The following is a 22,090-nucleotide window of genomic DNA, read 5'->3' on the forward strand; positions in this document are numbered from 1 at the left end:
TGGGGTTTGAAATGTACCTTGGAGACGCCCTGTGTGGAATACCTATGGGTACGCATAATGTATATTATGTTAAATCGTGTATTAGAGGGTTCCCCGCTTTATGTGAGCTGCACCTGGACTACCCCGAAGTAATTCTGAGAAATCCATACTAGTAATTGTGGAAAACCGGGAAAGCGTTCCCCGTTTTCCACAATTACTGTGCTTCACCGTCCGCTTCCGCTGTCATCTGTGTATCGGGTGACCATAGATAACGAAAGCTGCCAGGTCTGCCTCTTGATCAAGGCACCCACACCGGCAGTTTCGAGTTGCCAGGCTTATCGATGATGATCGCTAAGCTTTGCTTTGCCCGCGTAGCTGCAACATAAAAGGCGGCCGCTGGCGTGGACTCGAGATACGTCTGCTTCTGGATGAAAGCTTTGATCGGCGCGGTTGGCATGATTAGCACACGTTCGAACGTGGCGCCTTTTGATACCTTGAAATTCATGAAGTCCAAAGCGAACTCCTTACCAGAAGCTATGGTGCTGCGAAGGCACTGAGGTCGGTATTGTTCAACGTATTGATGAACATGCTTGGAATGCACTAAGTACACGCCATCATGCTCAGACACCGCGTGGTTCTCTGACGCGGTTCCTGGGAAGCCCCATGACGCATCAAAAATGGTGTCAGAGAACGTCGCGATTTCAGTTCGGCAGCGGTAAGTCGTGGTCGCATAGTCAATGCTAAGCAGCCCTGCCTTTTCGCGCACAAGAAACCACTCAAGCGCACCTGCGTATCCATACTGCTTGTTTTTCTGTCCTCGCGGATTGGTCGAGAGCACCGCCTGGCGCACGTCCCCAACCATGCGGACGTCGATCCTCGACTCAAGTAATTCATGGACGATTTCCCAATCGTAGCCACTGAGATCTTGTACCTCGTCGATCAGTATTTCGTCGTAAAGACATTCAAGTCTGCGTATCAACGCTGGGGTGGCCGCCATAAGCTCCCGCGCGAGTCGGCCGAGCTCGCATGCGTAGATCTGGTTGCTACCATCCATAAATCTCTGCTTGCCGCTCGCGTACATGCTGGGACGACCTTCGAAGTTGAAGCCCCCTACCCGCTCACCCGGGAATTTGAATGGCAGGAACGGCTTTGCAAAGTGGCGAAGCAAGAATGTGTACCAGCCAAGAACTTCGATGTTATGGCGATCGCCAGCTTGGGAGCCGAGGCGATGGATCAGTTCCTGCTGGTTGGTCTGGGTGAACGTGACAACAAGCACGCGCCGTTCGGTAGGTATGGCTTTGCAGTGATCGACCAGTCCTTGAGTTTTTCTACCACCGGCGACAGCCAAGGTCAGAATGCTAGGCATAGTGGATGAACTCCGCCGCGGCCTTCATGTAGGCCGGTGGGCTCAGTATCTCATCCGACTGAGCTAGTCGAATTGCTCCTTCCGTTTTCCCTCGTGCCATCCAGGTCAATAACGTCGCTGCCGCAGTGATGCCAAGCATCGTGCGCAAGTGAGGCTCGCCATTCGCCGTAATGAGTTGTGGTTCGAGCGTGGTGCCGTCGGCGACTAAGCCAATGAACAGCTCTCTTCGCTTCGCGTCCAGCCACTTTTCAACCGGTTCCCGTAGCTCGGCTGGATCAACGCCGTCGTTGTCGCGCATCACAGCAACGGGCTTGTTGATCGCTGCGCAAAGCTCCAAGCATCGCGCCAAAGCCAGTCCACGCATGCTGATGACATCTATACCGTGGGCCATCGGGCGTGCACTGAAGCAATCCTGATAGACGCGTTCGAAGATGATTTCATCAGATGGGCCTTCGACCAAGACGACCTTTTTCGCTAGCACTAGGCGGAGGGTGTCGTAGCCAGGTAGCCTTTGGAAATAGCTCACTGTATCTGGATGAAGTTCAGTAATTTTGGATGCGCTGTTGCGTTGAAGAAGCAACAACGCATCGAGGCCGAGGCGGTTCAAAACGTATGTGCTGTGAGTCGAAATGAATAGCTGCTGCTCTTCCGTGGCCAGATCTTCGATACGATTGAGTAGTGTCGTCAAGCTCGTGTGAGATAGATGGTTTTCGGGCTCCTCGATCATTACGATATTCGCCCGAGAGGAATGACGCTTCATTGCAAGAGAGATCTTGATCGCAGCCTGTTGACCTTGGCCCGCCATCGCAAACGGTAGCCCGTCGACGTGTGGAGTGACCACGCTTTCCCAAGATGTGCGGGATGTCTGATCCATGGCCAGCGCCATGGGCTCTTCTTGGAGCGCTGCGCCTAGACCCGAAAGTCGCTTGTTCACAGGTGCCAGCACGCCATCTGTCATGGACGCTTTGATATTGCGGTAGTCCAGCGAAATCTCTGCTTTCTCGGATGACTCCAAGTGATCGCTTAGGATTTGGCGAAGATGGTAGTCGACGACGGCGGCGGATTTGACTGTACGGGAGTCGATGGTGGCCACCGAGAGCGCTCGCGGCCGTCGTGTGAGCTCATTATCAGCGAACGATCGCCATTCGTAGGTGTAGTACTCAACGGGGAGTAGCGAAGATGGATTTTTTAACCATTCATCCAGCTCATCCTTGTACTCCTCGTTGGGGAAGACGGAGAGAAAGACACCAGGACAAGCGTTCGTTGGAACATCGGCATTCACTGCGCCCAGCAGTCCCTGGAGATCTTCCGTGTCCTGCAGATAGAGCTCGATGAGAATCTGTGGTAATGCCGGCTTCATTCCAGCCCTTCTTAGTGCAAGAAACTCAGCCACCGTCTCGGTGTTGAACCAGTGAGGATTCAGCTCCTCCAGGATTCCTCTCCCACCAATCCGTCCGTTGAGCGCCAGTGAGATGGCCTCCATTAAGGTGGATTTACCGGCGTCGTTGTCTCCGACCAGGATGTTCACGGCCGGGTTGGGCTTTAGCAGGAAATCTTTGTAGATGCGGTACCCACGGATGCGGATCTTGGTGATCACGTTCGACGTTCCTTGGCGAATTGCTGCTATATGGCGCTTTGATGGCCGTGTTGCCTGATGCTATAAGCGAAGCGGCACGTTGTCGACTCCGTCGTGCTCCGCTGTACGCCTCCTATTTTCACTGCTTCACCAGACAACCCAGCGCACAGGATATCGAACGGCAAGCGCGAGATATGACTGATGAAGATCGCTGTAGAATACGTCAGGAAAAAGCGGCGCCAATACTCAATGCACTGCATGCCTGGATGCTGGCCCTGCGCGATCTTGTGCCCGAAGGATCGGCTATCGCCAAAGCACTGGATTACAGCCTAAAGCGCTGGGGCGCACTGGCTCGATATATCGAGGACGGCGCAGTGCCCATAGATAATAACGCGGTCGAAAACCAGATACGGCCGTGGGCTCTTGGACGCTCGAATTGGTTGTTCGCTGGATCACTACGCAGCGGAAAACGGGCGGCGGCGATCATGAGTTTGATCCAGTCGGCGCGCATGAATGGGCATGATCCGTATGCCTATCTCAAAGATGTGCTAACTCGGTTGCCGGCGCAGCGGGCGAGTGAGATCGAGCTACTGCCGCATAAGTGGGGGCCCGTCTAACCATGCAAGGGGTTCTGGGCAAACGCTACTTCTTATCCGACCGCTTGCGATTTGCAGAGACTATCTATCGGCTCCCAGTGTCACCAAAATAATCATCCTTCGCGACCAGGCCGAGATTATCGGTGAGATCCTGGCCATCCTCGCTGAGCAGATGTTGAGTTCGCCGCTCCTGCTTGAGGTAAGCCAACGTTCGGAAGAAGCATTCCTCACACAGGTGCAGTTCATGGCGCGCCCCATCATGGGCAGTGCCATAGCCCCAGTGTGCTTGTAGGGTGCCGAACTGATGCCCACCAGTATCCAAGCGGGTGGAGCAACGGCACACATCGCACACGACGTCCGTGACGGTCTCGACTTCGACTCTTCCGGTTATTTTCATCGTTGACTCCTACAAACGGCTCTGACTTTTGCTTTCAGCATACAGGCTCCAGGACGGAGAGTAGGCTGGCTATTGTTACATCCACCGTTTGAATCCACAGTCGTTCTCTGCCGGTCAAGGTCATGAAATGTGGTGGTCAATTCTATGCAAATGGCTGGTCAGGTCGAATGCAATTGGATGGGTGAGTCTGCGCAAATACCCCAACCACGCAAGGTGAGTTGGCGGAACGCTTACGGATGGCGTAGGCCCTGCAAAGATCAAAAATTTTGATCGATGTGTCACTCGCAAATGGCTGTTTCAGCAGTGTGGTTGAAAAATTTATCCTCGGCGATCCCGCTGTACCATTTACTCAGTTCACTTCCGTTCTGCATGAGCTTGAGAGCGGAGACGCTGCGGTCCTGGACAAGTGGGTGGTGAGCTGGCTTCAGTCTGAGTCACTGAGCTTATCTCTAGCGCTCAGGCGCTGCTTGTTTGCAGCAAGTGAGGGCCGGGTGTTCACGTTCGATTTCAGCCAGGCGCTGGACGTACCGGAATGGAGAGCCGAACGGCTCAACCCTTTCTATGAGCATTTGGGATAGACGCTGATGAGCGAATTTCCAACCTGAAGTGCCTTCATCATGGTTGCGTGGATTTCCCGTGATCTGATCCATGCTTCATCTCCTCGGTCGTTTCGAAGGCTTGGCGTGCCCGGTAAATTGCTTATCTTCTGCCCCTGAAGAAGCATCGCTACCCTCCTCCAGGCCTAACCTCTCGATCTTAACTTGCCGCAGATGCTCATTCTCTTTCTGCACAGTCGCCAGCAGCGCCACGGTCTCTTGCTCGCGGAGATCGGCTATAGCTGTTGCCCTGTGGAGTGCCTTGACCTCCTCGCGCAGAGCTGAGATCTGCTCCTTGAGGTGCTCAGCCACCCCAACGGACTTGGCCTCACTCTGGCGTAGTCCCTGAATTTGAGAGTTGAGAGACTGAACCAAGGCCTCCTGAGTGTGCAGGGCTTTACTTTGCTGCCTGGCTTCGCCTAGCAGGCGTTCATTGTCACGATTCAGTCGAGTCAAATCGTCCTGTTTCACAGCGATAGTCTCCCGCAGCTTGCGCTGCTCAACCTGCATCTCATGCAGTTGAGACTCGTGCTTACGTTGATCCTGATCTCGCTGTTCCTTCGCCGCTTCCCGATAGTGCTCAAGCGCCCCACGGGCTTGAACGTGCTTCTCCTCCAGGGATTGGATGTGTTTGTCCTTTTCAGCAACCAAAGACTCAAGATTGGTACAGCGGTTATTGAGGTTTGCGTTGCGGGTCAGCTCCGCCTGAAGTGAGGACTGGGTAGTCACAAGTTCAGCGCTCTGCGTCTCTATCGCGGCCTGTTGGGTGGCCGAATTACCTTGAGCGGTAGCCAACTCCGATCTGAGCTCGATGATCTGATTTTCCAGCGCGGCCCGCTGAACGTTAAAAGCCGCGGTCGCCTGGGAGATAACTTCCTGTCCCTCCTCCATAAGCTGATCCAGCAGCATTTGCACAATGCCGTTGAGCATGTCGCCCATACGTTCCCGTGCTGCCACGGGCTCTGGGCTGGAGGGCTCAAGTTCTTTCAGATACCGAGAAATCGTTGTCTTGGAGCCCGTATTTCCGAGTTCTACGCGCACTGCATCGATGCTAGGGTTGACTCCCCTGGCCAGTAGCGCCTGACGTGCTTCTTGCACAACAGCTTTATTGATTCCGCCTCGGGCCATGGGGGCTCCTACGATTTTGTACTGTTTTACATGTCATGTAGGTACATAACACTATTAGCAGACTTTACCCCGTTTGATCTTGATTTTCTAGAAGCACATAATAGTACTTTATGGCTTCTTGACTCTTTGTGGCGCTCAGAAAACCTCCAAGAGCCTTAAGCAGGCAGAAACGCTCCGACTTTGAAGGCAAAGTACGATGGAAAAGGCAGATCGGTACCTCGACGCCGGCACCCGGGAGAACACGCGAAAGAGTTACCGGGCGGCGATCGAACACTTCGAGGTGACTTGGGGCGGTTACCTGCCCACAACCGGCGCGGGTGTCGTGCGTTACCTTGCGGAGTACGCCGACAAACTCTCCATAAACACGCTGAAGCAGCGGCTGGCGGCCCTTGCGCAATGGCACATCACTCAAGGTTTCCCTGATCCAACCAAGACCCCTGACGTTCGCCAGATGATCAAAGGCATCAGGGTCGTGCACCCAGCACAGGTTAAACAGGCCACCCCACTGCTGCTGAAGGACCTGGAGCAAGCGGTCACATGGCTTGAAGGGGAAGCGGCAGCTGCGATTGAACGGGGAGATTACAAATCGCTGGTGCGTCATCGTCGCTCGGTGGCGATTATTCTGATTGGGTTCTGGCGGGGCTTTAGAGGCGACGAGTTGGCCAGGCTTATGGTGGAGGACACCCAAGCCGTAAGCGGTGAAGGTATTACCTTTTTCCTGCCTTACACCAAAGGTGACCGCCAGCATGATGGAACTACTTTCCAAACGCCGGCGCTCACCATTCTTTGCCCCGTGGAGGCCTACATCAACTGGATTACAGTTGCCGGGATCGCGAAAGGCCCTGTGTTCCAGCGGATTGATCGCTGGGGGAATCTGTCAGGCAAAGCCATGCAGCCGCATAGCCTTATCCCTGTGCTGCGCCGCATTTTCAAGGAGTCAGGATTGCCAGCGCAGCTGTATAGCAGCCACTCGATGCGACGGGGTTTTGCAACTTGGGCGTCCACTAATGGGTGGGACATCAAAGGGCTGATGAGCTATGTGGGCTGGAAGGACATGAAGTCGGCATTGAGATATGTGGATTCGAGCATTTCGTTCGGCGGGATTGCCCTGCGTGCGGCCCAACGAGACAGTGGGGCACCCAGTGAAAGCAAGGGGGTGTCCGGGAGAAACTAGCATCACTATCGGCACCTAAGCCTCAAACCTGCTTAGGTCTTTCAGAAAGCCATGAAGGCAGTCATTGAGCGCGATGGAGTAATCGGAAAATTCGTCTGCAGCATCCCTGATAAGCTCGACAGTCCAAGTTCACCAGCCCCAAATAGATTTAACCTCCAGTACTGTACGTGCCAGGCGAAGCCTAGAGGTTGATATACGAGGGTTAAAGCTTGGGATGATCACGCACCCGAGTCTCGACTTATTCGTAATCTTGTACCCTTTTCTGAATTTCCCAAGACATGAGTACCTGTCGCCCCGCTCCCCATAACCTCCTACACCCCAAAAGCCTGGTTAACTTAAACAGGAAAATTTGGCAAAAGGTAATCTTGACCATGCCGACGATCCAAGCGTTTTACGCGCTACCGCCAAACCGCCGGAAGCTAAGTTTGGTCGATGAGATCAGGTCAGGCAGAGGGAGACCGATTAAGGCTCGCTCGAACTTCGCTAGCAGCCTTTCGTCAACCTGCTCGAGCAGTTGAGCAACGGCCCACCAATTCTTAGCCCAAGTGAAGTCGTAGTGGCGGAAAGAGGACTGGATTCCCACTACACGGACGCTAAGTACCGTTGACCAGACGATGGGCTCAGACAACGTAGCAAGTGGGATGGTTGAAGCCTCCATTAGGAAAGCTCGCGCATCTGCAATTTGTGGGTTTGCGACAAAGGCATTGGAACAGCAGATCGTGCAGGGGCACCCAGGCTTCCAGAATCTTCCGGACATTCTCCCAATGGAGGGTGGCGTTCCGGTGGTGATTAACGGACAGATCGCAGGTGCCGTCGGTGTCGCAGGCGGTTTGTCACCTGATGATGGTGTCGTCGCTGAAAAGGGATCGGCAGTGATTACGAAGCCCGCTGCCCAACACTAACGCTCCCAAACGCGATAACTTGGCATGGACAGCACACACACCGATATCGCCATTTTCTCAATCCTTACGTAGGATACGCACCCATCCCAGCACCAAAATTCAATTATTATCTTGTATGAAATATTTAACCAAGGTGCAGATTTATATATTGCAAGCCAACTTCTCCATTCGAGATATCAGTCAAGGCAAAAACTCAATAAAAACTAATAAAAGTAAAAGCGGCCATCTAATGTCAGCCCTTAGTTAAAGCGCCCTACGCGTTTAGCTCCAACGAAAAAGACTCTGTAGCTCATTGAGCCTCTGACAACCACCAAGAACGACAAAAACCTCACGCACAGATGACATTCTGGCTTTCGAACACCCACTAAAAATGTATAATCCTTTCTTGACTGCGGGTTAACCCAATCGCTCCTGAGAAAAGCCCTAGGCGAACAGACAATGAAAGACGACGACACGAACAAGAATTCAGAATCTGATAGCAAAGCTTACGCAGCCCCCGCTCTCGAGAAGGGTCTGGATATCTTGGAAATGCTGTGCGAGACAGAACAACCTTTATCTCAGCGAGAAATTGCTCAAAAATTAGGTAGAAGTGTCGGTGAAGTTTACCGAATGATCAACTGCTTAGTTGGCAGAAATTATGTCGCCCTAGTAGAGGACACCTACAGCATCACCAATAAGATTTTTGAATTGGCCCACAAGAATCCGCCAACTCACCGGCTGCTAAACGAAGCCAGACCAATTATGCACAAGCTCGCCAGCGAACTTGACCAGTCCTGCCACCTGACCCTATATGGTCAAGGCAAGCAAATGGTTATCGCTAAAGTAGATGTGCCCAGTGGAATGGGGTTCAGTGTACGTGTCGGCGCCGAACTCGACGTTATTATTTCCGCCTCAGGCCGAGTGCTTTTAGCATTCCAAGATAAAGGCGTTAGGGCGTTACGGATTGAAGAGTCCCTATCCCGTAACCCAGATCATGCCGACCCTCAGCTAGACCATATCCTTGATCGCATTGCTGCGAATGGCTATGAATCTGCGCATAGTATCCAGGTTCGCGGGCTGTACGCCGTTAGCTTTCCAATCCTGGATTCGCAAAAACATGCTATTGCCGCTTTAACAGTTCCCTATGCAGAACGAATCGATCAGTCAAAGCGAAAATCTATAGCAGAGGTTCAAAGTTCACTGGAAACTGCCGCGCTACTGCTATCGAATAGAGTTAGTGGGATTCATTAATATCAACCAAGGCTCTGCTGCGTCGATCAATGAAACCGACGCAGCCTGTCTGCCAGCTACTTAAAAGGGTAAGTATAGTTTACGTAAAAACGGGTTTGATCATAATCGATGCCACCCTGAGAGTTTGGCACCTCAGTTCGGAAATTACCTCGACGTAGAGAAAACGCGAGGTTTTTGAGCGGGCCGCTTTGCAAAACGTAGTCTAAGCGCATGTCCCTTTCCCATTCGCTATACTCCTTGCCACTGCCTTTTGCGTCCTTGATGTCATCTCCCCTGAGGTAGACAAAATATGCCTTTAGCCCCGGCACCCCAGCGCCAGCGAAGTCATATGAATACTGGCCAAAAGTAGTATTTTCGCCTGCCCTGACAAACGCGTTGATTAATGAGTCAGTGAACAAGTAGACACTGGCTCCCCCTTGCCCTTCTAGGCTGCCGTTCCCGCCACGGACATTTCCACTACTAACATACACCATTGCACCATCATCACTTACCCTCTGATGACCCAACATCAAAGCGTGGGAGCCTAGAGAGTATGTGAACATCGCCGACCATGTTCTGTTGTCGACTTTACCTGGAGTATCGGCGTATCCCCCAGCGTTATTGAACAAATACCCGCCTGAACCATTTTTACCATCCGAGTCACTCTTAAAGTATCTTAGATCTGACTTTAAAGATTGATTTTCGGCTATATTAAAAACGTGCACCAAGCCAAAAAATTCCTGCGAGTAATAGTTTTCCAAATTAGAGTGGTAATACTGCATTAGCAGATCCGCTCTCGGCTTCCAATCACCTCCCACGAAAGTAAAGTCATTCGAACCTTCACTGCCGCCACTGACAGCAAGCCCCGAATAGTTACTGGAAGCTCGACTGGCACCTTGCGTAAGCTTACCCCCAGTCAATGTCAATCCATCCCACTCCTTGGACGTTAGCATTCCACCCTCGAAATTTTGAGGCATAACTCTGGAGTCGTTGGCGACCAAAATAGGTAGATTGGGAGCGATTGTCGTCCCTACTGCAAGCTCAGACTTAGAGTATTTGGCTTTGACATTCCCGCCGGCGCGCGTCCAACTAGACACTGGCGAACCGTCCGAATCCACGGGAGTTACCGTGTTGACGGTCGACGGAGACTGGTGATCTATACCACCTCCAAGACTTAAGCCCAGGAGCCCTTGGACATCCAAACCGAAGCCAACTGTGCCTTGCGTAAATCCCGATACGAAATCAACTCTCGCTCCTTGGGCAGTTTGCCGCTGATCGGCGCCTCCAGTTTCTCTATTGTCATTTTCGAAATACAAAGTCCGCAACCCGACTGAAGACTTTGAGTCCTCAAGAAACCCCGCAGCCAAACAATTCAAGCTCAGCAAAGAAATGGATGCAGCCGCAACGACCTGGTTACTTTTCATTCGTGAAGCCCCTCGATCACCATTATTTTTGTTTTCAGGCGACGCTAGTTTGACTATTACGCGCACAGGTATACGCCATCGCAATAGCCAAACTATTGAATTAACAATTAAAAGAGAGCGTTATTAAACTATGTTCACAGCCTATTAGTGGATGTGACTACCACCATTGACATCTAATGTTGTCCCCGTGATATAGGAGGAAAAGTCAGAAGCGAGGAATAGGCAGGCGCCGGCGATATCCTCAGCATGCCCAGCCCGCTGCAAGGGAATGGCCGAGACTATCTCCTTATATTTTTCCGGGTTCATGCCATCAATCATCCCTGTTTCGGTCATTGATGGGCACACGGTATTCGCCCTAATACCGTCAACTCCAAACTCTCTCGCAATCGTTTTGGTAAGGCTGATGACCCCCCCCTTAGAGGCCGCGTAGTGGGCGCCACCCACCAAGCCACCGCCACGCTGAGCAGCAACAGAGGCGACATTCACTATAGAGCCGAAGCCTTGCGGTTTCATTACTCGCAATGTTTCTTTAGCAAGGTTGAAAGCGCCCTTCAGATTCACACTGATCATCCGGTCAAAGTCGGATTCGTTTATGGATAACACTGAAAGCGATTGCACGATCCCCGCACAGTTAACCAAAGCATCAACTCTGCCGAACTGATCAGCTACACTATCCAAGAGATCAGCGCACTCAGCTGAACTAGAGATATCGCATTTACGCCCAATCAAAACACTGTCAATCCCATATTTTTCATCAATGGAATGCTTGATGGTAGATGCGACATCGTCATTCATCGCCAAATCGACTGCCACAACGATTGCACCCTGACTTGCGAAAAGGCCAGCAGCCGCGTAGCCAATCCCTCGTAAAGACGCGGCTCCGACGATTACACACACCTTATCTTTAAGGATCATGATTAAAGCTCCACTAAGTAATTAATTGTTAAAGAGAACTATCGAGACATCTCAAGATGGCGAGTTTCCGGGCTGCAGATAATTGCAACGAGAGCCAGACAGATAATTACCCCGCAGAAAATAGTTACGGGCAACGTCGATCCGCCTCCGTTTTGTAGCAACCAGGCCACAACGAAAGGTGTTGGGCCGCCAGCTACTAAATTCGCGCCTGTATAGGCAGCTGCAGATCCAGAGTAACGGACCTTTGTAGGAAACGGTTCGGCGAAGAAAGCAGGTTGCACGCCCGACTGGATTTGCAGGAAACCTACAAACATTGCCATAGCGGCAAAAATCACGTACCAGTTCTTCGTATCCAGCATTGAGAAATAGAACATAGAAACGATCAACATCAAGACTGACGAGATCAACATGATGGGCTTACGACCGAACTTATCGCTCAATGCTCCCCCAGAAACCACCATCACTACGGCTAACAGGTTTGCGCCAGCCAAGCACAAGAAAGCGCTTTGGCTGTCCATGCCTAAGTTTTTAGTCAAGTAGCTGAGTGAGAAAACGGTAATAACATAGAAGCATGCAGTCGGTGCACACCAGATAATCAGAAGTCGCAGAATGGTTCTTGGATATTGTTTGAAAACATCGAATGCAGAAACCTTTTCAGTAACACCCTGACTCTGAGCTTTCTGAAAGGCTGGTGTTTCCGTAACACGCATACGAATGTAGACGCCGACGATAACCAGGAGAAAACTCATCCAGAACGGGATACGCCAGCCCCAAGACTCAAATTCGACAATACCCATTATAGCGATAAGAGCGAACATCATCCCGTTGGCGCAGGCTGAGCTAAACGATGATCCGATATTAATGAACGATCCATAGAGGCCCCGCTTCGACTTCGGAGCATGTTCCATCGTCATCAGTTGCGCCCCAGTGGCCTCACCTCCCAACGCAAAGCCTTGGAAGAAGCGTAACGCCACCAGAAAAATTGGAGCAGCTATTCCTATCGTTTGATAAGTAGGCAGACATCCTATTAAGAATGAGGCACCACCCATCAGGCACAATGTATAAAGCAAAATATTTTTTCGACCGATTTTGTCTCCGAGCATTCCAAAGAAAATCCCGCCCAAAGGTCGAGCGAAGAAGCCAATACCAAATGTAATGAAGGCTGCCAGGATCCCCATATTAGGATCCATTGCAGAGAAGAACAATTTAGGAAAAATTGTCGCAGCAACAGCACCATATGCAGCAAAGTCAATCCACTCCAATGCGGCACCGACTGAGCTTGCTACCGTAGCCCTTATAGCCATAGAGCTTTCTGGTTTGGTTTCAACCTGATCCATCGTAGCTTCTTTCATAAAAACCTCTTGTAATTATTTTCGTTTTTACAGTATTTCGATTATAACTTTGCAATAAATCCAGGCAGGACATAGCCAGTAAAGTTCACACTCCTCCAGCTCCATTAATCCCCTATAAAGCACCGTCACGTTTGCAACGGTTCAAATAACTCTTTCAGTATTCCTCAGCGGAATGTTCAACATTGCTCGTCTAGCAAGCCAGGGAGATGGTCGATATCGGGGATCGCCAAGCCCGTCCTGAATATTGCTCAAAATCTCAAGAATGACCTTTGGCCCGAAATGATCTCCAAGCTTGAATGGGCCCATTGGATAGCCGAGCCCAAGCTCAACAGCGAGGTCAATATCCGAGGGAGAGGCAATTTCCTGCTGAGCAATGTCGCACCCGACATTCACAATCAGCGCTACGATGCGTTGAGCCACAAATCCTGTTGAATCATTGATCACTGTGACCGGTGACTCATCATGAGCAAAAAGCGCATGAGCCTCATTCCACGCTGACTGATGAGTCGCCGGCGTCGTCATCAGTGTTCGCCGTCGTCCTTGCTCAAAAGGATACAAAGCGTCCACGGCAATAACACGAGTCGCGTCCAATGCCTCCGCTACGGCAGAGGTGGTGGCATCAGAACCCAACGGTGTAACTACGATGAGTGAACCAGGCCCAGGCCGCTGTCCGTCATCGATCTCTATTCCTGCGCTCTCAATAAGGGCTCGCACCTGAGCCGCAGCCTCAGGATATCGATTACTAACCCATACGGTGCGTGGCAACACCGAGGGGGCCGGCTGATCATCAGAAACTACCTGCCTACCCGCTGCATAGCTGTAGAAGCCTCTACCACTTTTACGGCCTAGCAGCCCACCAGCGAGCCTGACCCGGGTGATGGGCGATGGGCGGAAACGAGGTTCCTCGTAGAACTGGTGGTAGATCGATTCCATCACCGGCTGAGAGACATCGAGCGCTGTGAGGTCAAGTAACTCAAACGGCCCAAGCTTGAACCCGGCTTGTTGGCGCATGATTGCATCAATCTGCTCGCAGGTAGCCACGCCCTCTCCCAATATCTTCAGCCCTTCGGTATTCATCGCTCTCCCAGCATGGTTCACGATGAATCCAGGCATGTCCTTTGCTCGCACCGGCGTGTGGCCAAGACGTCGAGCAAAAGCGATGAGATCGCTGGATACTGCGGGATCGGTATGCACTCCATCGATGACCTCAACTACCTTCATCAACGGCACGGGATTGAAAAAGTGAAACCCCGCGACCCTAGCTGGATAGGCGCAGGCACTGGCTATCTCGGTGATGGATAGAGATGAGGTGTTTGTAGCCAAAATGCAGGCTTCAGACACAACCTTTTCCAGGTTCTGAAAAATCTCCTGCTTTACGTTGATGCGCTCCACCACAGCTTCGACGACGAGGTCACAGTCAGCCAACTCAGCAATCGAAGTCGATTGGCACAAGCATGACTTGGCAATCACCGCGTGTTGCGCATCCAACTTGCCCTTGTTAGTGAGCTTGTCGAGCATCAAGCACACCTGGTCATATGCTGCTTGCACCGTCTCGGGATTGGTATCGAACATCAGTACCTTGACGCCTGCCAGCGCCCCAATCTGGGCAATGCCTCGCCCCATTGCGCCGGCACCGACAATACCCATTGTTCTGATGTTTTCTGCCTGTGATTCGTTCATTGCTTCACCTTCACGTCTTGTTGTTTTCGGTACCACTAAACTCTCTGAGCTACCAAGGCCGCCCGGGTCGAGACCAGATCGTCGATAGCCTCAGAATCGAAGCCCATCTCCTCAAGCAGCTTTCTGGTCTCCCAACCCTTCGGCTGGCTTGGGGCACCGGCATCCAAGTAACTACCGTTGAAGCTGATCGTGGAACGTATGCAAGCAACCTTTCCTTCCGTAGGATGCGTCTCGTAGTCGATAAGTCCAACGGCCTGGAGATGAGGATCGTTAGGGAGCGTCTCGAGCGTGTGACAGGGTTTTGCTGCTAGGTCTGCAGTCCGAAAGTCGGCGAGCCATTGCGCTGTCGTCTTATCAAGCAGAGGTGCCCCTCGGATCTCAAACCACTCCTTCACATTCTCTGCACGCCCAGCGACCGAGGAGAACCGCGGATCACCAATCAGATCTGCTTTCCCAACTGTCTCTAAAAAGGCTATGACCTGAGCGTCGGTATTGACCGTAAATGAAATCCACCCATCGGCGGTCTGTACTGGTTTGTTATGGGGACTTAAGAGCCTCTGATCACCAGCAGGGCCAACAGGAGGATCAAAACTCTGTTGCGCCAAGTGCTCTTGCAGCACGAACGCGGACATGGTTTCGAACATAGGGATCTCCAGGCTAGCGCCCAGACCGGTTTCACGGCGATGATAAAGTGCAGAAACAATCGAACCTGCCGCAATTTCGCCTACGACATGGTCGCAGATCAGCATAGGGACATACCGTGGCACCCCATCACGTGCGAGCGAGAGACCGGTCATACCTGTAGCCGCCTGGATCACGCTGTCGTATGTCGGCTCGCCTGCGTAGGGGCCGTCGGTGCCATAGCCTGTTATCAGGCAATAAACCTTTTCAGGGTACTCCTGCAGAATGCTCTCCGAATCGATTCCGAGTTTGACCAGGGCCTGAGGCCTCATATTGGCAATGATCACATCCGCTGATTCAACCAGCCGATCCATCACTTCACGTGCACCGGCCTGCTTCAGGTTGAGGCAAATATTGCGCTTACCGCGATTCAAATGAAGGTAGGCACCTGAGTGTTGGCCGGTAGGTGAAGTACCACCCAACCCCCTCATTAGGTCACCCTCTGGGCTCTCCACCTTAATGATCTCTGCTCCGTACTGCGCAAGCCGAGCAGAGCACGCCGGGCCGACGACGACACTGGTGAGATCCAACACACGGATACCTTCAAGAGGCTTAATACTCATAAGCTTCCACCTCCATTTCCGCAGCCACTTTTCCGTAGTTGTTGAACACCTTGATGTTCAACACATCGCCTTGGCTGTCATCCGCGATGGTCAGAGAGCGGCTACTGAACAACGGTGCCGTGTACTTAATTTTCAGCTGCCTCGGCGTGATCTTAAGTTCGGTTCGCAAATACTCAGTCAGTAACAAGGTTGTCAGGCCCCCATTCACAACGAGATCTGGAAACCCTTCAACTTCCCGCGCATAGGCCCTGTCGAGGTGGATTTTGTGAGAGTTGAACCCTAAGGCTGAATATTGGAATAACAGCGTGTCGTCCGGGGTGATGGACTTCTGTCGGCTCAACGTGACGAGCTCTGGCTCAGCCTCATATGAGGGCCGCTCGGCGGTCGCGGGCAACAAAAAGAACGTTTGGGTTTCGTTGATAGCTGGCTTCGACTCACCAACAACGACCAAGCGATGATCAACGACGACGATAGCGATTTCGCCCGATCGAGTTGACTTCCTTTCGAGGCTGGCTATCGAGCTATTTCGAGTGATATTGGCGCCGATGGGGATGTCGCCATGGAAGGTCACATTCCGTCCTGCCTGGAGCAAACGAGGAAGCCCCAGCTCTGGAAGCGGAATCCCTAGACCTGGAAAGCCATCTCCACGCAGATGAGACCTCAGAGTATCCGCTCCTAGCAACGTGAAATGCCAACCACGAGGCAGAGCCGCACCTTCTACAAGACCCTCAGAAGGCAGATCCAGCATTGCAGCTACACGCCGTACGTTGCTAATGGAGCAGGTTTCGAGTCGACCTGACGCCGATTTGTTTTGCTCACGCATGGAGTTTTCCTCCTCTACCTAGCGATCGTAAATACGATTCGTAGGTGAAATTGTTGTTGTGTGTATGCATCCTATCACGAGGAATCCCGAGGGTGTAAAGCTAGTTCCACGATTAAATTTCACCCATGCATCTTTCCATTCATATCTGAATCTGTTTAATATGAGTCGTCGGCAGTCACCACCCACCTCTCAAGGAGGTCTCAGGACTGTCAGCAAAGCCATAGCCGTCCCGCAGTTGCCCTACTGGCGCGGGATTTACCAAGGCATGAGCCCCTTACTTCCAAATACAATTCGAAGGATCAGCCATGAAATTTCATTTCCACCACATGAACCTTTGCTCGGAAAACGTCGGTCGCCTTTCGTCGTTTTATCGCTCCATTTTCGACCTTGACCGTATCGAGGATGAGGAGCACGTGCGTTGCAACACTGATACGGCCCATGGCTACAGTGCGGAAGTCGATTTCGTGACTGACGGCGCTGTTGAGTTCCACCTGGCGACCAAGGACATCGACCTCAGCTTCCGCATGAACCAGGCAATCAACCCTCTGCACAGCGGCCATTTCTGTTTCCGCACGGACGATATCGAAGGCTTCAAAAAGCGCCTGGAAGAGCTGAAAATCCCATATGCGGACTACGGTGTTTGGGCCATGGCCAACTGGTACCAGATCTTCTTGCAAGACCCGGACGGCAACATCATCGAAGTGCACCAGCCAATATCCAAATAAGCACCACAAGCTGTAACCAAGAAAGCCCGTCATGCCCTTTCGCTTATGTGTGCGAGGGGCATCACGGGCTTCTTTGTTGGTACCACAAAGTCGGCCGTCTTGACCCCAGAGGTCAAAGAGGAGAAGAGATGGAAGCGAACGCTATCCGAGATCGAGGCACTTCTTGTCGCCTACATGAACCAGAGCTGGCCGTATAGTTGCGACCATATCAACCTAACCGTATTCAATAAAAAAGGGCCCTCGAAGGGCCCTTTCTTGTACTCAAACCAAAATCACTTGGCCAGCCAGGAATCAACCGTGTCAGAGCCGTATTCGGCCTTCCACTCTTTCAGCGTCCGGTGATTGCCACCCTTGGTTTCGACGACTTCGCCGGAATGCGGGTTCTTGTAGACCTTTACCTGACGCGGTTTGCGATTGGCAGATTTGGACTCGACGGCTGTCCCGCCTGGCAAACTATGTTGATGACGGAGGAAAGCAGCGCTGGCAGGTCTGCACTTTTTGAATGGGGGTTGTTTCGCGCCCCCGCGAGCCTGCCCAGCGGCTCGTGCGTTGAACCCAAATACAGCGCGGCATCAAGAAAACGATTTGACGCTTTTTCGGACCTCGCGGACATTGACTGCTGAGCGTCCTTTTCAAATTGAAGCTTCATGGCCCATTTTGATGTTTTCGCTTTGCGCTTACCTTTCATTACCACCCCCACGCTCTTGATGAGCAAAATGGTTTGCTGTCGTGCCGATCACAAACAGCTACTTCCCTCCTCCATCAGATGCCAAAGAAGGGCGGTAGCTGACAGAGCTCGGCGGAGAGATGGATCACAGGTTCCTCCATAGGCGGAACTTTGGCCCCACTGAATCAGCACTGATATGGTCTTGTAATGGACAAAATGCACATCAGAAAACGGCCAGCAGTTGCTGGCGATAATTCTTTGAAAAGCTTATTTGATAAGTCGATGCAGGGGACAAATCGACCTGCGATAGAAATTTCTGCGCTGTAACGGTAGGTGTTGAGCTTCCCTGGTCCCCAGGGCGAGCGTTAACGGAACAATCCAACTCACCTTCGATTGAACAAGCCTGGGGTGCAGGCGTACCTACTGAGCACACGACAGCCAAATCTTCCGGCAGATCATCGGCGATACGCTGAGAGAATCGCTTCAGTGTCGGCTCCGCCAAGACGAACAACCAAGCTAGATCGTCAATCTCGCCCATACGTCGAAGGACTCTTCCCAGCACCTGACGGTAATGCAGTTCAGTACGAATTCGACTGAGGTAGCAGCAAACTTGAAGCCGAGGAATATCAGTCCCCTCGCTGATCATTCCCACTGCAACAATCCAACGGCAGTCGCTATTTTTGAACGCGTTGATTACCTGTTGTGCGTCCGGGGTTCTGGTTGTCACGACTTGGAAGCTTTCACCCTTGTCCTTCAGCGCCGTAGCGACTTGGTGTGCATGAGCAATATTTGTGGCAACAACCAAGCCCGCGGCATTCGGTTTAAGCATTCGCACTTCATCGAGTTTCTTGCTCCCCAGGTCGAGCAACTGGCTGAGCGCTTCGTCATGACAAATCAAGTCTTCGTATGAGACCGGAGATTCACGCAGTAGCTTAGCGATGCTGGGAAAAAGCTTGACGGTACTGTCGTTCGCGAAATCCTCCTGGAGTCTCAGCATCTGGTTATCTAGCAGGACAATGCGAGGTGACCGACAAACTCCGTCGGAAATGGCTTCTTTGAGGCCGTATCGATAGTCGCAAATCAATCGGCCTTCCGGGTTGGAGTAACGAGCCAGAGCAATGCCTCTGTCATCGGAGCGCCATGGTGTACCCGAAAGAGCCAAGGTAAAGGCGGCCCGGTCCTGCATATTCAAAAGAATTTGTTGCCCCCAGGCATTGCTCAAAAGCGGATCGTTTCCTGAGCAGTGGTGGATCTCGTCGAATATTGCAAACACGCGATAGTCATCGAAAAGTCTCCAGAAGGCCTCATCCTGGTGCTCCATGGCTTGATAGGTACTTGCGGTTCCAATGGCACCGATAAGTCCATCCAAACGCCTCCCCAATACAGCAGAGAACGTAGTGCGAAAACCGTCGACGACTTGGCACGAGGGAGCAAAACACAGCACGAGATCGATCTTGCCCTGCTCTAACAAACGTCGAGCAAGCTCCGCGGCCATCCGAGTCTTCCCCGCCCCCGGGGTGGCTTGACAGAAAAAGTGCGGAGTTGAGGTGTAGTGTTCCAAAGCGATCTTAATGCATTGGCTTTGCCATTTTCTCGGCGATGCTTTCATCGTGCGGACGTGACTGTCTTGAGCGTCTTTTCGACCGCTCGGAGATGCCCTAAAAGACGAGAGCTTCGGTCTCGAGCTTCCAGATACTCGCCTTCGACTTGGTCTTTCAGATGCGGCATTTCGTCGAGCAGTTGCTTATACCGCTCCGCCTCTCCCATTGAAGAAAGGAAGTCGAGCCGAATCTCTTTGAGTATCGACTCCAGGTGCTCGATCACACCCGGGCCTGGCTGCTCTGGATCAGTGCTTTGTAAGGGTTGATGAGACGGTTTGTTCGCCGGCTTAGCACTGCTTTCGTACCCATTGTCAATGAGTTCCACCTGCAAGTTCGCCGGAATACTCTGCCAGTGATAGATCTGACCCCGCTTTTGTCGTTTTTCATCCTGAATGACCCATCCGGTACGCAGCATGCGTCGGATCTGCTCATAGACATATCGACGCAAGTCGCTGCTGTTGAAAGTCATACCCGTCAGGTGCGCAGCGTAGGCGTCACGTAGATCCTGGGTCGTAAACTGGCGTAGATGCCCCTGCTGAAACAGGTCGTAGAGCCGCCTGTCGAGGATGAATGAATCGGGTTTCATGCAGGCACCTGGAAGGGAAATTCGCGGAACAGCCAAAATGCGGATTATAATCCGTGGCTGATTCATCCGCAAACGCACGATAGTGCCGCCTCAGTGGGAACCGAGGCGGTTATGCATCAGCTTGCAAAGGCATTGGGTCAAAAAATACGGATACAAAGGAAGGCCAAAGGGTTTTCTCAAGATGCTTTAGCGCTGTCTTGTGGCCTCGACCGTAGCTATATGGGGCGTATTGAGCGCGGTGAAGTCAGCATCACCGTAGAAAAGCTATATCGCATAGCCAGCGTGCTGCAATGCGAGCCTCATTTCCTATTGCCTGAATCGCTGTCCCTCCACGATTTGGCTTCTGATCTGACGGCAAGCGACTGAGCCAATGAGCATGCGTTGAAATGGATTTAGTCATCCTTATCGGATTTCGTTCCCGACCGAACGCCCGAGTGACTGGGCGCTTCCCTGCCCCTCGAGTTCCAAATGATCCATGCGGAACAGGCCGTCAAAATTTGCGCGCTTTCATGCGAGACGGATCTGCCAGATACTAAGTGGCAAAGATCCAACCATGAAGGTGCACCATGCTTGCCGAAGTGCTAAACGAGGATTTTTATCGTGCCTTCCGGGGCCGGATGTCAGAATTACTCAATCTCCCCATTGATGCTTCAGACTCTGATCTCCATGAGATGATCTTTGCAGGCTTTTCAATCGACCGGTTCAATATTTTTTGCGAGCTGGGCAAAATTCCCCCACATCAACGTGAACACATTATCTCTCACAAGACACTCAGCTTCCGGTTGTCGCGCGGGCAGAAACTTACAGTAGATGAGAGTGACCGCCTATTCAGAAATGCCTATATCTTGGCTATGGCGGAAGTGGTGTTTGGGAATGGAGAGAAAGCCCGGTCGTGGCTTTCGAAGCCCAAGAGTCGTTTTTCAGGAAAGGATCCAATAGCGATGCTCGCAACTAAATCAGGTTCCCATCAGGTCGAGGAGATGCTTATACAGGTTGCAGAAGGCATTGCATTTTGATCGCAAACGCCATTGGCACACATATCGGGTTGCTTAGGTTCACTTCTGTGCTGCGGGATGTTGCTTTTGTACTTGCTGAGCGTTCAGGCCTCGAAGCCTTGGCCCTAATCATGCCGACGCGCAATGTCGCGGTGTTAAACCCGCAGTCCTGTAGCCAATGTTTCGTGGCCTGACCGTGTTCGCTGCATTTCGGTACTCGGCGCGGTTGCATCGAGGGTGTACTGAAGTCCGGCGCCGAAGGTTCAATTCCCGCAGTGGGGCGCGCGATGGACCTCGCGACAGGCGCGCGTCAGGTGTTCGTCATGATGGATCACCTGACCAAGACTGGCGAAAGCAAATTGGTGCCGCAATGCACCTACCCCCTGACCGGGATTGGCTGCGTGACTCGGATTTATACCGACCTGGCTATTCTGGACGTCACTCCGAAAGGCTTGAAGGTCCGGGAGATTGTCGCCGATATCAGCTTTGAGGCATTGCAAACGCTCAGTGGCGTGCCGTTGATCCGTTAACCAGATCGAGTTTGCCGGGTCACGCAGCAATGTGCCGGACGGCTTCAAGCTTGTCCGGCAACAGGTCGTCAGGGCTCCAAGGTTCAAGCCAGAGAGCGGCCAGTCACTGTAATTATAGTTGAATATTTCAACTAAATGACTATACTTCAGCCATTCGACTGGAGCCTGCCATGTATTCCGACTTTCTGAATTTCAAGCTGGATATGACCAGTGCCCTACTGATGGAACACGCGAACGCCGTGTACCGTCAGCACTGGGATCTGGATGTCCGCGGATTGCGGGTGTTGCGTCTGATTCAGGCCTGCCCAGACATCACTCCAAAAGAAGTTTCATCACGCGCCTTCCTGGAAAAAACACTGCTCTCCAAGACGTTGGCGCTGCTCGAGTCGCGTGAGCTCATCTCGCGCGCCCCTCACCCGGTCGACCGCCGGAGCGTCGGTTTGCGCACAACCACCGAGGGCTCGCGGATCGCTGACGAGTCATCTGTAGTCGGCTCCGAACTTGAAGATCAGCTGGTTCGCGCGCTCACGCCCAAGGAGCGCGTGGCCCTTGATGGCCTGCTTTCAAAGCTTATGGAAAGTCTTCTTCCGCCCTCCTGACACAACCTCTCTCCCACTTTTCACGC

21 protein-coding genes and 3 pseudogenes are annotated in these 22,090 nt (G+C 52.3%); 9 read left to right on the top strand and 15 right to left on the bottom strand.

All coding sequences use genetic code 11. From position 1 onward, the window contains the following. Positions 1-277 precede the first annotated feature (277 nt). The gene (locus SOP85_RS01365) at positions 278-1,345 is read right to left on the bottom strand and encodes a UvrD-helicase domain-containing protein (protein WP_323625795.1); all 1,068 of its coding nucleotides are present in this window, start codon (positions 1,343-1,345) and stop codon (positions 278-280) included. After that, the gene (locus SOP85_RS01370; protein WP_323625796.1) at positions 1,338-2,942 is read right to left on the bottom strand and encodes an ATP-dependent nuclease; all 1,605 of its coding nucleotides are present in this window, start codon (positions 2,940-2,942) and stop codon (positions 1,338-1,340) included. Before SOP85_RS01370 ends, SOP85_RS01365 begins: the two co-directional genes overlap by 8 nt. A 149-nt stretch (positions 2,943-3,091) precedes the next feature. Here SOP85_RS01370 and SOP85_RS01375 point away from each other — a divergent pair. Then, positions 3,092-3,538, top strand: a pseudogene (locus SOP85_RS01375) (IS66 family transposase); the annotation flags it as partial. 64 nt (positions 3,539-3,602) lie between these two features. On the opposite strand, the gene SOP85_RS01380 reads toward SOP85_RS01375, so the two are convergent. The 3 genes from SOP85_RS01380 to SOP85_RS01390 form a co-directional block, all read right to left on the bottom strand. Next, positions 3,603-3,914: a hypothetical protein gene (locus tag SOP85_RS01380; RefSeq protein WP_323625798.1), complete on the bottom strand. Its 312-nt coding sequence runs from the start codon at positions 3,912-3,914 to the stop codon at positions 3,603-3,605. Between the two features lie 449 nt (positions 3,915-4,363). Beyond that, positions 4,364-4,564, bottom strand: coding sequence for a hypothetical protein (locus tag SOP85_RS01385; protein WP_323625799.1), 201 nt, complete (start codon positions 4,562-4,564; stop codon positions 4,364-4,366). A 3-nt stretch (positions 4,565-4,567) separates the two neighbouring features. Beyond that, positions 4,568-5,638, bottom strand: coding sequence for a DNA-binding protein (locus SOP85_RS01390; RefSeq protein ID WP_323625800.1), 1,071 nt, complete (start codon positions 5,636-5,638; stop codon positions 4,568-4,570). A gap of 196 nt (positions 5,639-5,834) precedes the next feature. Here SOP85_RS01390 and SOP85_RS01395 point away from each other — a divergent pair, with 196 nt between their 5' ends. From SOP85_RS01395 to SOP85_RS01405, 3 genes are all read left to right on the top strand, one after another. Further along, complete coding sequence (locus SOP85_RS01395) at positions 5,835-6,812, top strand: tyrosine-type recombinase/integrase (protein ID WP_323625801.1); 978 nt, start codon at positions 5,835-5,837, stop codon at positions 6,810-6,812. Positions 6,813-7,426: 614 nt separating this feature from the next. Next, the gene (locus SOP85_RS01400; RefSeq protein WP_323625802.1) at positions 7,427-7,714 is read left to right on the top strand and encodes a GlcG/HbpS family heme-binding protein; all 288 of its coding nucleotides are present in this window, start codon (positions 7,427-7,429) and stop codon (positions 7,712-7,714) included. A gap of 438 nt (positions 7,715-8,152) precedes the next feature. Beyond that, the gene (locus SOP85_RS01405; protein ID WP_323625803.1) at positions 8,153-8,944 is read left to right on the top strand and encodes an IclR family transcriptional regulator; all 792 of its coding nucleotides are present in this window, start codon (positions 8,153-8,155) and stop codon (positions 8,942-8,944) included. Positions 8,945-9,000: 56 nt separating this feature from the next. Here the strand turns inward: SOP85_RS01405 and SOP85_RS01410 are convergent, their stop codons facing one another. The 6 genes from SOP85_RS01410 to SOP85_RS01435 form a co-directional block, all read right to left on the bottom strand. Beyond that, positions 9,001-10,347 carry an OprD family outer membrane porin gene (locus SOP85_RS01410; protein WP_323625805.1) on the bottom strand — a complete coding sequence of 449 codons (1,347 nt, stop codon included), beginning with the start codon at positions 10,345-10,347 and terminating at the stop codon, positions 9,001-9,003. A 144-nt stretch (positions 10,348-10,491) separates the two neighbouring features. Further along, a complete protein-coding gene (locus SOP85_RS01415; protein ID WP_323625806.1) occupies positions 10,492-11,262 on the bottom strand; it encodes an SDR family NAD(P)-dependent oxidoreductase in 771 nt (256 codons plus the stop codon). A 38-nt stretch (positions 11,263-11,300) separates the two neighbouring features. Then, on the bottom strand, positions 11,301-12,614 hold the full coding sequence (locus tag SOP85_RS01420) for an MFS transporter (RefSeq protein ID WP_323625807.1): 1,314 nt from the start codon (positions 12,612-12,614) through the stop codon (positions 11,301-11,303). Positions 12,615-12,755: 141 nt separating this feature from the next. Continuing rightward, entirely contained in the window at positions 12,756-14,294 is a 1,539-nt protein-coding gene (locus tag SOP85_RS01425; RefSeq protein WP_323625808.1) for a 3-hydroxyacyl-CoA dehydrogenase, read from the bottom strand. Between the two features lie 35 nt (positions 14,295-14,329). Beyond that, complete coding sequence (locus SOP85_RS01430; protein ID WP_323625809.1) at positions 14,330-15,538, bottom strand: CaiB/BaiF CoA transferase family protein; 1,209 nt, start codon at positions 15,536-15,538, stop codon at positions 14,330-14,332. Continuing rightward, on the bottom strand, positions 15,528-16,361 hold the full coding sequence (locus SOP85_RS01435) for an FAS1-like dehydratase domain-containing protein (RefSeq protein WP_323625810.1): 834 nt from the start codon (positions 16,359-16,361) through the stop codon (positions 15,528-15,530). Before SOP85_RS01435 ends, SOP85_RS01430 begins: the two co-directional genes overlap by 11 nt. A 305-nt stretch (positions 16,362-16,666) precedes the next feature. On the opposite strand from SOP85_RS01435, the gene SOP85_RS01440 reads away from it, so the two are divergent. After that, on the top strand, positions 16,667-17,086 hold the full coding sequence (locus SOP85_RS01440) for a VOC family protein (protein ID WP_323625811.1): 420 nt from the start codon (positions 16,667-16,669) through the stop codon (positions 17,084-17,086). A 272-nt stretch (positions 17,087-17,358) separates the two neighbouring features. Here SOP85_RS01440 and SOP85_RS01445 read toward each other — a convergent pair. The 4 genes and pseudogenes from SOP85_RS01445 to SOP85_RS01460 form a co-directional block, all read right to left on the bottom strand. Further along, positions 17,359-17,520 (bottom strand): annotated as a pseudogene (locus SOP85_RS01445) (histone-like nucleoid-structuring protein, MvaT/MvaU family); the annotation flags it as partial. Continuing rightward, a complete protein-coding gene (locus tag SOP85_RS01450) occupies positions 17,481-17,774 on the bottom strand; it encodes a hypothetical protein (protein WP_323625954.1) in 294 nt (97 codons plus the stop codon). The pseudogene SOP85_RS01445 and the gene SOP85_RS01450, both read right to left, overlap by 40 nt. A gap of 202 nt (positions 17,775-17,976) precedes the next feature. Further along, positions 17,977-19,362 carry a DEAD/DEAH box helicase gene (locus SOP85_RS01455; RefSeq protein ID WP_323625812.1) on the bottom strand — a complete coding sequence of 462 codons (1,386 nt, stop codon included), beginning with the start codon at positions 19,360-19,362 and terminating at the stop codon, positions 17,977-17,979. Then, the gene (locus SOP85_RS01460) at positions 19,359-19,940 is read right to left on the bottom strand and encodes a hypothetical protein (RefSeq protein ID WP_008059057.1); all 582 of its coding nucleotides are present in this window, start codon (positions 19,938-19,940) and stop codon (positions 19,359-19,361) included. Before SOP85_RS01460 ends, SOP85_RS01455 begins: the two co-directional genes overlap by 4 nt. 111 nt (positions 19,941-20,051) lie before the next feature. On the opposite strand from SOP85_RS01460, the gene SOP85_RS01465 reads away from it, so the two are divergent. From SOP85_RS01465 to SOP85_RS01480, 4 genes and pseudogenes are all read left to right on the top strand, one after another. After that, a complete protein-coding gene (locus SOP85_RS01465; RefSeq protein ID WP_323625813.1) occupies positions 20,052-20,306 on the top strand; it encodes a helix-turn-helix domain-containing protein in 255 nt (84 codons plus the stop codon). Positions 20,307-20,506: 200 nt separating this feature from the next. Continuing rightward, positions 20,507-20,956, top strand: coding sequence for an antitoxin Xre/MbcA/ParS toxin-binding domain-containing protein (locus tag SOP85_RS01470; RefSeq protein WP_323625814.1), 450 nt, complete (start codon positions 20,507-20,509; stop codon positions 20,954-20,956). Positions 20,957-21,183: 227 nt separating this feature from the next. Beyond that, positions 21,184-21,465 (top strand): annotated as a pseudogene (locus SOP85_RS01475) (CoA-transferase); the annotation flags it as partial. A gap of 170 nt (positions 21,466-21,635) precedes the next feature. Next, a complete protein-coding gene (locus tag SOP85_RS01480) occupies positions 21,636-22,064 on the top strand; it encodes a MarR family winged helix-turn-helix transcriptional regulator (protein WP_323625815.1) in 429 nt (142 codons plus the stop codon). Positions 22,065-22,090 lie beyond the last annotated feature (26 nt).

The sequence above is a fragment of the Pseudomonas sp. YuFO20 genome (genome assembly GCF_035064975.1).
In the GTDB taxonomy this organism is placed as follows: domain Bacteria; phylum Pseudomonadota; class Gammaproteobacteria; order Pseudomonadales; family Pseudomonadaceae; genus Aquipseudomonas; species Aquipseudomonas putida_AE.

Coding starts and splice junctions, on each gene's coding strand:
- SOP85_RS01460 (WP_008059057.1), bottom strand. CDS start 19,940: ATGAAACCCGATTCATTCATCCTCGACAGGCGGCTCTACGACCTGTTT.
- SOP85_RS01395 (WP_323625801.1), top strand. CDS start 5,835: ATGGAAAAGGCAGATCGGTACCTCGACGCCGGCACCCGGGAGAACACG.
- SOP85_RS01380 (WP_323625798.1), bottom strand. CDS start 3,914: ATGAAAATAACCGGAAGAGTCGAAGTCGAGACCGTCACGGACGTCGTG.
- SOP85_RS01435 (WP_323625810.1), bottom strand. CDS start 16,361: ATGCGTGAGCAAAACAAATCGGCGTCAGGTCGACTCGAAACCTGCTCC.
- SOP85_RS01420 (WP_323625807.1), bottom strand. CDS start 12,614: ATGAAAGAAGCTACGATGGATCAGGTTGAAACCAAACCAGAAAGCTCT.
- SOP85_RS01385 (WP_323625799.1), bottom strand. CDS start 4,564: ATGGATCAGATCACGGGAAATCCACGCAACCATGATGAAGGCACTTCA.
- SOP85_RS01480 (WP_323625815.1), top strand. CDS start 21,636: ATGTATTCCGACTTTCTGAATTTCAAGCTGGATATGACCAGTGCCCTA.
- SOP85_RS01390 (WP_323625800.1), bottom strand. CDS start 5,638: ATGGCCCGAGGCGGAATCAATAAAGCTGTTGTGCAAGAAGCACGTCAG.
- SOP85_RS01405 (WP_323625803.1), top strand. CDS start 8,153: ATGAAAGACGACGACACGAACAAGAATTCAGAATCTGATAGCAAAGCT.
- SOP85_RS01410 (WP_323625805.1), bottom strand. CDS start 10,347: ATGAAAAGTAACCAGGTCGTTGCGGCTGCATCCATTTCTTTGCTGAGC.
- SOP85_RS01415 (WP_323625806.1), bottom strand. CDS start 11,262: ATGATCCTTAAAGATAAGGTGTGTGTAATCGTCGGAGCCGCGTCTTTA.
- SOP85_RS01470 (WP_323625814.1), top strand. CDS start 20,507: ATGCTTGCCGAAGTGCTAAACGAGGATTTTTATCGTGCCTTCCGGGGC.
- SOP85_RS01430 (WP_323625809.1), bottom strand. CDS start 15,538: ATGAGTATTAAGCCTCTTGAAGGTATCCGTGTGTTGGATCTCACCAGT.
- SOP85_RS01425 (WP_323625808.1), bottom strand. CDS start 14,294: ATGAACGAATCACAGGCAGAAAACATCAGAACAATGGGTATTGTCGGT.
- SOP85_RS01450 (WP_323625954.1), bottom strand. CDS start 17,774: ATGAAAGGTAAGCGCAAAGCGAAAACATCAAAATGGGCCATGAAGCTT.
- SOP85_RS01455 (WP_323625812.1), bottom strand. CDS start 19,362: ATGAAAGCATCGCCGAGAAAATGGCAAAGCCAATGCATTAAGATCGCT.
- SOP85_RS01465 (WP_323625813.1), top strand. CDS start 20,052: ATGCATCAGCTTGCAAAGGCATTGGGTCAAAAAATACGGATACAAAGG.
- SOP85_RS01400 (WP_323625802.1), top strand. CDS start 7,427: ATGGGCTCAGACAACGTAGCAAGTGGGATGGTTGAAGCCTCCATTAGG.
- SOP85_RS01440 (WP_323625811.1), top strand. CDS start 16,667: ATGAAATTTCATTTCCACCACATGAACCTTTGCTCGGAAAACGTCGGT.
- SOP85_RS01365 (WP_323625795.1), bottom strand. CDS start 1,345: ATGCCTAGCATTCTGACCTTGGCTGTCGCCGGTGGTAGAAAAACTCAA.